General features: G+C 43.8%; 6 protein-coding genes. All 6 read right to left on the bottom strand.

Features of this window, described 5'->3' with window-relative positions:
* Positions 1 to 300: 300 nt before the first annotated feature.
* Positions 301 to 1,722, bottom strand: a complete 1,422-nt coding sequence (locus I3249_RS11995) for a glutamate synthase subunit beta (RefSeq protein WP_238070127.1) — start codon at positions 1,720 to 1,722, stop codon at positions 301 to 303.
* Between the two features lie 231 nt (positions 1,723 to 1,953).
* Positions 1,954 to 6,417: a glutamate synthase large subunit gene (gene gltB, locus I3249_RS11990; RefSeq protein WP_238070126.1), complete on the bottom strand. Its 4,464-nt coding sequence runs from the start codon at positions 6,415 to 6,417 to the stop codon at positions 1,954 to 1,956.
* Between the two features lie 864 nt (positions 6,418 to 7,281).
* Complete coding sequence (locus I3249_RS11985) at positions 7,282 to 8,373, bottom strand: hypothetical protein (protein ID WP_238070125.1); 1,092 nt, start codon at positions 8,371 to 8,373, stop codon at positions 7,282 to 7,284.
* A 129-nt stretch (positions 8,374 to 8,502) separates the two neighbouring features.
* The gene (aroB, locus tag I3249_RS11980; RefSeq protein ID WP_238070124.1) at positions 8,503 to 9,609 is read right to left on the bottom strand and encodes a 3-dehydroquinate synthase; all 1,107 of its coding nucleotides are present in this window, start codon (positions 9,607 to 9,609) and stop codon (positions 8,503 to 8,505) included.
* Positions 9,610 to 9,686: 77 nt separating this feature from the next.
* Positions 9,687 to 10,247 carry a shikimate kinase AroK gene (gene aroK, locus I3249_RS11975; RefSeq protein WP_102093188.1) on the bottom strand — a complete coding sequence of 187 codons (561 nt, stop codon included), beginning with the start codon at positions 10,245 to 10,247 and terminating at the stop codon, positions 9,687 to 9,689.
* 205 nt (positions 10,248 to 10,452) lie between these two features.
* On the bottom strand, positions 10,453 to 12,804 hold the full coding sequence (pilQ, locus tag I3249_RS11970) for a type IV pilus secretin PilQ (RefSeq protein ID WP_238070123.1): 2,352 nt from the start codon (positions 12,802 to 12,804) through the stop codon (positions 10,453 to 10,455).
* Positions 12,805 to 12,812 lie beyond the last annotated feature (8 nt).

Below are 12,812 nucleotides of genomic sequence, written 5' to 3'. Positions count from 1 at the left end.
TTGGCATATCTATTAAGTAAGTAGCGTTCAATAATATACGTTGTGTCTTATAACTACTTTTGCAAGAGGTCTAATATCTCAATAACTAAGGGTAAGTATAAGTTGATATTCTATCAGCAAAATGACGGGCAAAAATAACGCCTTCTACCTATTATTCACAGGTAAAAGGCGTTATAAAAAATATCCTAGCACACTATATTGAAATCTACGCTATTGAAGATTATTTATCAAATGACTCAACAAATTATTCATTGAGAACCGCATCAGTGTGAATGAGTAATAGTCTATTGCGCTAGCGTATTATACTTCTAGGTAGTCTAGAATACCTTCCGCAGCTTCACGGCCTTCCCAAATCGCTGTCACAACCAAGTCAGAACCGCGCACCATATCGCCACCAGCGAAGATTTTAGGATTTTGGGTCTGGAATTTGAAGGTTTGCTTTTCGGCTGCTAGTACACGACCAGAGCTGTCCATCCCCACTTGCTGAGACTCGAACCAATCAGCAGGACTTGGTCTAAAACCAAAGGCCATGATGACTGCATCACATGGGATAATCTCTTCAGAATTAGGAATTGGCTCAGGGCGTTGACGACCACGGTTGTCTGGTGTACCCAGCTGAGTAGTAACGACTTTTACACCATTAACTTTACCGTTTAAGCCGATGATTTCGGTTGGCTGACGGTTAAATAAAAACTCGACGCCTTCCTCGCGAGCATTGACCACTTCACGGCGTGAACCTGGCATGTTTTCTTCGTCACGGCGATAAGCACAAACTACTTTTTCGGCGCCTTGACGGATACTGGTACGGTTACAGTCCATTGCTGTATCGCCGCCACCAAGTACCACCACCTTTTTACCTTTAAAGTCGATGTACTCTTCAGCGTCTTTTTCCCAGTCATTGCAACGGTTCACGTTGGCAATCAGGTAATCTAATGCATCGTAGACGCCTGTCAGCTCTTCACCAGCGAAGCCGCCGCGCATATAGGTATATGTACCCATACCCATAAATACTGCGTCATAGTCAGCCAATAGCTCATCAATGGTGACGTCTGTACCAATCTCTGTCTCTAAACGGAATTCGATACCCATGTCTTCAAAGATCACACGGCGATTGCGCATGACGTCTTTTTCCATTTTGAACTCAGGGATGCCGAATGTCAGTAAGCCACCAATTTCAGGGCGCTTATCAAAGACCACTGGTTTGACGCCATTTCTGACCAAAATATCCGCGCAACCTAAACCTGCTGGTCCTGCGCCAATGATAGCGACTTTTTTGTCTGTCCAAACGACTTCAGACATATCTGGACGCCAGCCAAGTGCAAACGCGGTATCGTTGATATATTTTTCGACATTACCAATGGTCACTGCACCAAAACCATCATTTAACGTACAAGCGCCTTCACACAGACGATCTTGTGGGCAAACTCGTCCGCACACTTCAGGCAAGGTATTGGTACGGTGGCACAATTCAGCTGCCTGAAATATCTGGCCTTCTGTGGCCAGTTTTAGCCAGTTAGGGATATAGTTGTGTACTGGGCATTTCCACTCGCAGTAAGGGTTACCACACTCAAGACAACGATGCGCTTGCTGAGCAACAGCTTCGTTTTCGAAAGGTTTATAAATTTCAACAAACTCTGTTGAACGCGTTGCAATGTCTTTTTTGGTTGGATCAAATCTTGGTACATCTAAAAACTGGAAGTTATTTTCTAAGCGTTTTGCCATGGTGCTATCTCTTTTATATAAGGCTCTTTTGCAGTGGGTGGCGACAGTCAGCGATGTTTTGTTTGTCTAAAATTTAAGACATATATCGCTGCTGTCACGTACCTGCTGAAAACCTGTGAGTTAAAACGTCTCTAAAAACGGAACGCTGGCTAACCTGATTAAAGCGACTGCCGATCCATCAATACATTCCATCAATGCAATCCATTGATACGATAGGCAGTTACGTATCGGCTATTGTGGGTCGGCCATGGTAGTTTTAAGAAGGCTTGCAATGTTCGCCGCTTTTGGCTTAACCAAATAGAATTTACGAACATAGTGCTCAAAGTCGTTCAGAATTGTCTGACCCCATGCACTGCCTGTTTTATCTACATGAGCTTCAATCACTTGTTGCAAATGAATGCGATGCTCTTCTGTTTGCTCGCTTGAAATACGGTTTAGATCGATTAGCTCATGGTTGCAACGGTCAAAGAAGTCGCCTTCCATATCGAGTACATACGCAAAACCACCCGTCATACCAGCACCGAAGTTGAGTCCAGTACGACCAAGAATCGTGACGATACCGCCAGTCATATATTCACAGCAATGGTCGCCTGTACCTTCGATGACTGCGTGTGCGCCAGAGTTACGAACGCCAAAACGCTCACCTGCTGTACCGGCAGCATATAGCTTACCGCCAGTTGCACCATAGAGACAGGTATTACCGATGATGGCCGTTTCTTGTGCTACAAAGTTTGAGTCTTTTGGCGGATAAATAACAATCTCACCGCCTGCCATACCTTTACCCACATAGTCATTGGCGTCGCCTTCAAGCTCGATATTTAAGCCGCCAGCATTCCACACGCCCAAACTTTGCCCTGCAGTACCAGTTAGGCGAAGCTTAATTGGCATATCGCTCATGCCAAGGTTGCCCCAGACTTGCGCAATCTCACCAGAAATACGAGCACCGATAGAGCGGTCACAGTTACCAACGAAATAGCTATAGTCGCCGCCTGCTCCTTTGCGAATGTTCACGAGCATATCGCTAATCATTTGCTCAGCAAGCAAGCCTTTATCAAACGGCTCATTACGCTCAACCTGACAAGTTTGTGCTTTGCCTACGCTGGCTGGGTGACTAAATAGCAATGGCGTTAAATCAAGATGACGCTGCTTGTCCGTATTACCTTCTAAGATATCAAGCAAGTCAGTACGACCGACCAGCTCCTCCATGCTACGAACCCCTAACGCCGCCAACCACTCACGCGTCTCAGTTGCGACAAACTTAAAGAAGTTAATCAACATTTCTGCTTCGCCAATGAAATGCTCATCACGCAGCTTGGCTTTTTGAGTTGCAACACCTGTCGGACAGTTATTTAAATGACAGATACGTAGGTACTTACAACCAACTGCAATCATCGGCGTGGTACCAAAGCCAAAGCTCTCTGCACCCAAGATAGCAGCTTTTACTACATCCAGTCCTGTTTTTAGACCACCGTCAGTCTGGACACGTACCTTATCACGTAACCCATTCACTCGTAGAGACTGGTGAGTCTCAGCCAAACCTAGCTCCCATGGTGAGCCTGCATGATGGATAGACGATAGCGGAGACGCTGCTGTACCACCGTCATAGCCCGAGATAGTAATCAGATCGGCATAGGCTTTTGCAACACCTGTCGCGATCGTACCAACACCTGGACGTGAGACCAATTTAACCGATACCAATGCATCTGGATTGACTTGTTTTAAATCAAAAATCAGCTGTGCCAAATCTTCGATAGAATAAATATCATGATGCGGCGGCGGTGAAATCAAGGTCACACCTGGCACTGAATAACGCAAACGTGCAATCAGCGCATTGACTTTACCACCAGGTAGCTGCCCACCTTCACCAGGCTTGGCACCTTGGGCTACTTTAATCTGCATAACTTCAGCGGAGCGAAGATAGGCAGGTGTTACCCCAAAACGACCAGAAGCAACTTGCTTGATTTTTGAGTTACGCAATGTGCCATAACGCGCAGGATCTTCACCGCCTTCACCAGAGTTTGAACGACCACCGATGGTATTCATAGCCATCGCAATCGACTCATGCGCTTCAGGAGATAGCGCGCCTAGTGACATGCCAGCTGAGTCAAAACGCGTCAAGATTTCAGAGATATCTTCCACTTCATTGACATCGATACTGTTGTCAGTTTTCAGTTGCAACAAATCACGCAAAGTCGCAACCGGACGGCTATTAACTAGATCGGCATAATTACGGTAATTATCGTAATCACCTGTACGTACTGCGGTATGCAGGCTGTTAATCACATCAGGGTTAAAGGCATGGTACTCTTTGTTGAAAACAAACTTGAGCAGACCGCCCTGATCTAGAGGGGCACGACGCTTAAACGCATTGGCAGCCAATTGTGCTTGATCAGCGGCAAGGTCGGCAAAGGTAGCGCCTTTAATACGGCTTTGTACACCTTTAAAGCATAAACTGACGACTTCTTCTGATAGGCCGACTGCTTCAAACAACTGCGCACCGCGATAAGAAACAATGGTAGAGATACCCATTTTTGATAAGATTTTTAGCAAACCTTTATCTAAGCCTTTGCGGAAATTAACACGGGCTTGAATTGGGTCGCCAAGTAGCTCACCAGTCGCGACCAAATCATCAATGACATCGTATGCCAGATATGGATATACACAAGTTGCACCAAAACCAATCAATACCGCTATTTGATGCGAGTCACGGGCAAGACCTGTTTCAATGATTAAGTTAGCATCAGTACGGATACCTTGCGCGATTAGATAATGATGCACAGCGCCAGTCACCATAATGGCATTGGCTGGTACTTTGTCTGCATCGATATCTTTATCAGACAAGACAATCAATGTATTACCTGAGCGAATGTTATCTGCCACTTGCTCACAAATAGCCACGATAGCATCAGATAACTCTAAAGTACGGTCATAGTTCAGATCAATACGAGCCATCTTAAATGCTGGATCATCCAAAGTTTCAAGCTGCTGCATTTTGCTGGCTGACAATACTGGCGATGACAAAATAATACGATGCGCATCTCTCGCAGATGGCGCAAATACGTTAGTCTCAGCGCCTAAACAAGTCTGCAACGACATCACGATTGATTCACGTAATGGATCGATTGGCGGATTGGTCACCTGTGCAAACTGTTGGCGGAAGAAGTCACCGACATGGCGAATTTGCTGCGACAGTACAGCCATTGGCGTATCGTCACCCATTGAGCCGACTGGTTCTTGACCATTTTCAGCATTAGGGCGGATGATTTCTGTGCGCTCTTCATTGGTGATGTGATACATCTTTTGTAGCGCTTTGAGCTTATCACCGCGGCACGCTTGCGTTGCCAACGTCTCTTCTAGACGCTCATCATCACGAACACGCGTCGCTTCTTCACGCAACCATTTACGATATGGATGGGCTGTTTTTAGTAAAGTTGCAATAGCCGTCGTATCTAAAATTTGACCAGTCAATGTATCAATGACCAGCATTTGACCAGGTCCAACGCGACCTTTTGCCAGTACGTCTTGCGGCTCATAATCCCAAACGCCAACTTCTGATGCAACAGTGATATAGCCATTCTTGGTGGTTACCCAACGTGACGGGCGCAGACCGTTTCTATCGAGCATACAGACCGCATAGCGTCCATCTTGAATGACTAGACCTGCTGGACCGTCCCACGCTTCCATATGCTGTGAGTAAAACTCATAAAACGCACGCAGATCCATATCCATGCTATCAACGTTCTGCCACGCTGGCGGTACCAAGATAGACATCGCATGGAACAGGTTCATACCACCTGACATAAGCACTTCAAGCATATTATCTAAGCTTGATGAATCTGAACCGGTACTATTTACAAGTGGTGTCAGCTCATTCAAGTTAGGCAGTTTGTCTGATTTCAGCTTGGGCGTACGGGCTTTAGACCAGTTGCGGTTACCTGTAATGGTATTTAACTCACCATTGTGCGCAAGATAACGGAATGGCTGTGCCAGTGGCCAGCGCGGTAAGGTATTGGTTGAGAAACGCTGATGGAATACTACGATATGTGACGCCAAACGCTCATCTTGCAAATCCAAGAAAAACGCTGGTAAATCTGAAGGCATTACCAAGCCTTTATAAATAATGGTCTGACAACTCAATGAACAGACATAAAATAGCTCATCATCCGTCAAACGCTGCTCTGCTTTTTTACGTGCAACAAACAGCTTACGGTTGAAATCATCAGCAGCTAGATCATCTGGCGCATTAACGAACACTTGCTTAAAGTCTGGTAATGTCTCACGACCAATCTCACCAACTATACTTAAGTCAAGTGGTACATTGCGCCAGCCAGCCACTTCTAATCCTTGGGCGGTAATCTCATCGCTTAATACTTGCTGGCTATGCTTGGCTTTATCGCTATCTAAATTAACGAACACCATACCGACAGCAAAGTTGTCCGTAATGGCAAATTGCTGCTCGTCAGCAATCTGTTTAAAGAAATCGGTAGGCGTTGCTAATAGTAAGCCACAACCATCACCAGTTCTACCGTCAGCAGCAACGCCGCCGCGATGTGTCATACAACTTAAACTATGAATGGCAGTTTTTACCAAATCATGGCTCGCTTCACCCTCAATATGGGCAATTAGGCCAAAACCGCAATTATCAGAAAAATCATCTGGCGTGGCCAGGTGTGTTTGTGAGGAAATCATTGACATAGCTTGTCCTTTTAAGTAGACGGGCAACTTACATTTCCAATGCGGAGTATAAGTTGGTACCCGTAAGCAGAACGGGCTGATAGTGGATATTCGTGTGTTCGAATTGGCAAATAGCGCAATGCTCGATAGACATCATACTTTAAGAGAAAGTAAAACCCTTGACCCTCCTGGTCATTAGCTGATGTCTTGACATGTGGTCCGTGTATCAAAAGATAGTAAGTAGCAGCCCTTGGCAACGGGAGAATCTACGCCCTTAAATGCCAGTTACTCAATCAGTGATATCTAATGCCATTCATTTAAGCATCATTTGTTATGTTGTCATGTCTAGCATTTAAAGCTAAGCATACAATAACTTAATAACAGTGCACTTGTTTATCTTGAATATCTGACGCTCTGTATTCAAGCACTTTGTTTACCCTAAAAAGAGTGACAATAAGAGAGGTTGCGTCACTTACGATAACCTAATTATGGATAGTAAGTAACCGCGCTTGAGACAATAATATTTAGTAAAGAACTCTAAAAACTAAGAAAAAACCACTAAATAGTTGTTAAATAGACATTTTTTACGATAACTATACAGAACGTCGCCCACAGTTATATTAGTTAATGATTGTCGAAAAATCTAGTCTTTTCTATCGATTCATTAGCCATAAATTGTAAGAGGACTTATTACTATTGGTTATAGGACAAATAAAACTGCTGTTAAAATTTTAATGCAAACCATATAAACGACAGTTAGCAAAAGGCTTTGATAATACTTAACAGTAGTAGCTTACCGCTTATTATGACGATGGAATGATTTCGTATAACGCTAAAAAAACCCACTAACCAAATAGCTAGTGGGTTAAATTAATCAAGCAAAAACTAATTACTCTTGTCTTCTATTAGCGCTTTTATACTATCACTATTATTTTTGGGTGGATTAGCGCTAGCACTTTTGCCATTAGCATTTGAATTATTGTTCGTGCTGCTAGGGGGCTTAGGTGTTGGCACGACTGGTGGCTTTTTACTAGTAGAGTTATCTGCCGGTGCCGCAGGCTTTTTATTTTCTGATGCCGCGGGCTTACTTGCGTTGTTTTCGTCTTTTGGCGATGCTTCAGATATTGTTTGTGTCTCACCACCAACTGTACGTTCTTCGCTAACAGACAACGTGGCAGAGGTATCTACCGACTGACGAATACTTTCTTGAGTACTACTACTATTAGCGCTTTCTTGGTTACCTCGATTACTGGTAGCACTGGCTGCTTGAGCAGCGGCGTCAGCAGCTTCTTCTTGCAAACGAGCTGGCACTTCGCGCTTGGTAGGTTTTAAATCAACGGCACGTGTACGTTTCGTACTTAGATCTTTTACTGGATCAGGACGCTCATAATTATCAATAATACTGACATACCGATTAATCTCTTCTGGCAATACACGTACGTTTGTAGGTAGCTTAAAGTCTATTAGCTTTGCGGCTCCTACCGCTTCTTGCGGGCTACTCATAATCCCATAAGTCAGCATATAACGGACTTGTTTTTCATCATCAAGATAACGGAAATAAGCAAATTTATCACGATCTTGACGGCCTTCTAAGTAACTAACAATCACATCGTTTTCAGAGACATTCATTACTTGAACAGTCCATTTGCCTTTGTTAGCTAGCAGATAACGCTTGTCTTTAAACTCATCAGGATAATCGCGCAAATCTCGAATCGTTGCATCAAAGTTAATCGGTTGTACATCCGTATCTAGCTCATGCAGCGATTCGACTTTTAGTGGTTGCTCAAACTCTTCATTCAAAATCTCTGGCGCTGATATTGGTGCATTTTCAATTTTGGCACCCATGGCTGGCGTTTGACTAAACATCCATACTAACGCTGTGACCACCCCTAGAAGTAGGGTCACTATTAGCCAAATCAGTGCTTGACGACTGTATGATTGGCTAGCAGTACGCGTTTTTGTTTTTGATGTTGCCATGAGGCGGTCCTTGGTAAAAACATGTTTTACAGCATAATATAAATGCTTATTTAAACAGAGGTACAGCTAACCAGTCGGCTATAAGTACGAGATTTTAGTATAAATATATAAACGATAATTTTTAAAACGTTACGCGCTATGTTTTGACAAAACTTCATGCAATAACTGGCTGTCAAACTCATTAGTCATTACCGCATCGCCAATTGATTTTAACAAAATTAGGCGGATTTGTCCGTGTTTCACTTTTTTATCGTGTCCCATTAAGTCTAGAGCAGTGTCTACATCGATAGCTGGTGGTGTAATAGGTAGGTTTGCCAATTCTAAAACACGCTTAATACGTACGACTTCATCATCAGTTAACCAGCCTATCTTTTGCGATAGCTCAGCTGCTTGTACCATACCAGCGGCCACTGCTTCGCCATGTAACCAATTGCCATAGCCTTCATGTGTTTCAATCACATGACCAAAAGTATGACCAAAGTTCAATAGCGCGCGCACACCTGACTCTCTTTCGTCTTGTGCCACTACATCGGCCTTGTACTGACAGCAGCGCTTTACAGCTTCACCAAGTACTGCTAAATCAAGCGCCATCATTGCAGGCAAGTTTGCCTCAAGCCACGTTAAAAACGCCTCATCCATGATAAGGGCATATTTGATAATCTCGGCCACTCCAGCAGATAGCTCACGCGCAGGCAGTGTCTTAAGCGTACTCATATCAGCCAGCACCATTTGTGGCTGCCAAAAAGCACCAATCATATTTTTACCTTGCGGATGATTGATACCCGTTTTACCACCAACACTAGAATCTACTTGTGACAATAGCGTCGTTGGAATTTGAATAAAATTGACACCACGCATAAAGCTAGCAGCAGCAAAACCAGTCATATCTCCAACCACACCACCGCCAAGGGCAATAAGTGTCACATCGCGATTGAAGTGTTCTGTCATCAGCGCATCATAAATCTGATCAATACTTGCCTGATTTTTGTATTGTTCACCATCTGGCAGTACGCACACCTTTACCGTAAACTGCTCTGCTAACTCATCTTCTAATGCTTTTAAGTATAAAGGTGCCACAGTGTCATTAGTAACAATCAAAACCTGACGGCCTTTGATATAAGGCGTGATCTGCTTCGCCATACTGCCATGTTCAGTCGTAGATTGTTCAGTAATGACAATAGGATAATCATGACTTTGCGTATGAACTATTAGGCCATCATGAAACGGCATTACCATGTGATACTCCTAAAGCATTTTCGATGAGGTAAAAGTAATTGAGTCTGCATATTAATATCGTAGTTGCCAGTCTATTACTAGTCTTCTTGGTGCGCTGATGCGTCGGTAGTGCAGTCGACGAATGATTCTAGCTGCTGCATCAATTGATTGACCATGTGGCGTGGGTACGTGTGACCAGTAGGCATAATAATATGGGCGACTTGGCGATAGAGTGGATCGCGAGCACTATACAAATCTTGCAATATCTTTCTAGGATTAGGCTGCTGCAATAATGGTCGAGACTTGTCTTTAGAGGTACGGGCTAGTTGCACCTCAACCGGTGCGTTAAGATAAACGACAATGCCACGCTGTTTTAGGAACTCTCGGTTTTCAGCACACATGACTGCACCGCCACCGGTCGCTAATACGATTTGAGAGTTTTGGGTCAATTCATCAATGGCACGCGTTTCACGCTCACGGAAACCTGCTTCACCTTCTTTGGCAAATATCCAAGCAATGTCGGCACCTGTCTGCGATTCAATATACCAATCACTGTCTACAAAAGTGCGACCTAACTGCTTGGCAAGCAGTTTTCCGATTGTCGTCTTCCCTGCTCCCATCGGACCCACTAAAAACACCGACGGTAATTCCTGCCCCATAATACTTACTCAGCTAAATTAGGTATGATACAACGTCATTGTTATTCTGGCTAGTAATGAGCCGTGATTATTGTGAGTAAAATTTAGAGCACACCTTTCATCAGTACATACATAGATATCACAACGCTAAAACCACTAATCTCGCGCATAAAAAAAGCAAGCACTATGGCTTACTTTTTTTAGTAACTAGCTAAACAATTTATTATTAGTTCAGACGACTCGTACCATCATTAATAAGCTTCGGAGTTACGAAAATAAGTAGCTCTTCCTTACTATTACTACGTACATCACGACGGAAGGCACGACCAATATAAGGCAAGTCTCCTAAGAAAGGTACTTTATCTACACCATTACTAGTGCGGTTTTTGAAGACGCCGCCCAGTACGACTGTCTGACCATCTTCAATAATAACGTTGGTTGATATAGAATCCTCAGAGATGGCAACCTGATTATTAATGATAGTCGGTGTGCCATTGGTAATGACCAATTGCAAACCAATCTTGCCATCAGGTGTGATGTTTGGTGTCGCTTCTAGACTTAATGCAGCCTCTTTAAAGCTGGTTGTCGTCGCACCACTGGCTGATGCTTCTTGATAAGGAATCTGAGTACCAGAAGAGACCTTTGCTGTCTGCTTGTCTGCGGTTAAAATCTTAGGTGTAGAAATAACTTCACCACGGTTATCCGCTTGCAGTGCTGACAGCTCAAGATCTAGCATCACATCAGACATACTGAGCAAACCAAAGGCGATACTACCTGCTGGGTTGGAAACACCCAAATCAACGTTTAAGTTATCAGGACGACTAATGTCATAAGAAGGATAAGAAACGGTTTGACCATTAACGGTCGTCGTTTCTACATCAAAATCTTTCAAATCCCATAAGGTTTGATCGCTACCGCCAACCAATAAGCTACGGTTGTTGGCTGCACCATTTGACAAGATACCCCAACGAACACCGATCTCTTTACTGAAGCTATCAGTTGCACTGACGATACGTGCTTCGATCATGACTTGGCGAACAGGAATATCAATTTTGCTGATTAGTTTATGGATATTTTCGATACTATCAGCCACGTCTTTGATAATCAAAGTATTGGTACGTTCATCAACTGTTACCGTACCACGATTGGATAACAACGTATTATTATCCTCACGATTTGCGAGGCCACTACTATTACCAGTCGCGCCGCTACCTTGCGAAATAAGCGTCAAGACATCTTGTGCTTTTGCATAGCTTAAACGAATGTACTCAGTACGCAAAGGTGCGTAAGATTGAACAGCTTGCTGCGCTTCAAGCTCTCGTGCTTCTTGCTCAGCCAGCTCAGTAGATGGCGCAACCAAAATCACATTACCATTTTCACGCTTGCCTAGGTTTTTACTCTTTAAAATGATGTCAAGCGCTTGATCCCAAGGCACATTGATCAAACGTAGTGTCATATTACCAGTGACTGAGTCACTAGCCACGATATTCATCTCAGTAAACTGCGCCAAAATATCTAAAACGCTGCGGATTTCAACGTCCTGAAACTCCATAGATAGCGGCTCGCCACTATATACTCTTTCTTCCAATGTCGGCTCACGTAACAATTCAGGTTTCTTGATACTGATATTTAACTGGTTACCTGATTGGTAGGCTTGATACTCATAATCGTCATTAATGTTAATGGTAACGACGCCATTCTGACCTTGGTTTTTGGTATCAATACTACCAACAAGACCACTATTGATATTCAATCGGCGTAGTAAGTTTCTAGGGACTGTACTACCTGTTAGACGTACGACAAGTTTATTACCTTGGCGCTGCACATCTACTGGAATAGCTTCGTTGGCGAGTACCATGCTGACATTGCCGCCACCATCACTGCCTGCTGAAAAATTGACTGCGCTTAGCCCATCATAACTATACTGCTTACTTACTTGTGAAGCAGCCAACTGAGGGTTCAAAAGTGGATTTACTCTGACCACCATCGTATCAGCTGGTACTTCGTTCTTCACGACTACCTTGCTTGTGGTACGTACAGGCGCCACTGGTACGGTAGAACTCTCAACGATAGGCGTAACGACCGCGGTCGTTGTCATACTATTATTGTTATTGAGCACATCTTGAATTGGGTCGCTGGTAATAACTGGACGATTAGAATCAGTGATAGTTAGCAATAAATCGTTGCCTTCAATCGCTGTCGTATAATTTCCGGATTCTTTTAAACCAACAATGAGGCGCGTGGTACTGTCACTGCTGAGCGTAGTAACGTCATTAATCGCACCGATGTTGTATTCGTTAAAGCGGCTAGCAAGCCCATTCTGTACTTGTTCGAAATCTAGAACTAAGCGACTAGGATCATCAAGCTGATAGGCTGCGGGCAATACTGGCAATCCTGTAAACCCCAAACGCATTTGCGTCACTGCAGGTGCGGTCTGTACTACAGAGACATTATCGATGCGCTGTGCAGCATGAGCACTATTAGTCACAGCCACTATACTGACTGCCAGTGCTGAAATGGCAAAAGCAGAAGACATGCGGTTGCTCATCATCATTACCTTGTTATTGCGTACTGTCATTATTTATT

Source organism: Psychrobacter sp. Ps1 (assembly GCF_022129425.1).
Classification (GTDB): domain Bacteria; phylum Pseudomonadota; class Gammaproteobacteria; order Pseudomonadales; family Moraxellaceae; genus Psychrobacter.
Note: the sequence above shows the minus strand (reverse complement) of the source record. Positions and strands in the feature narration are given on the sequence as shown.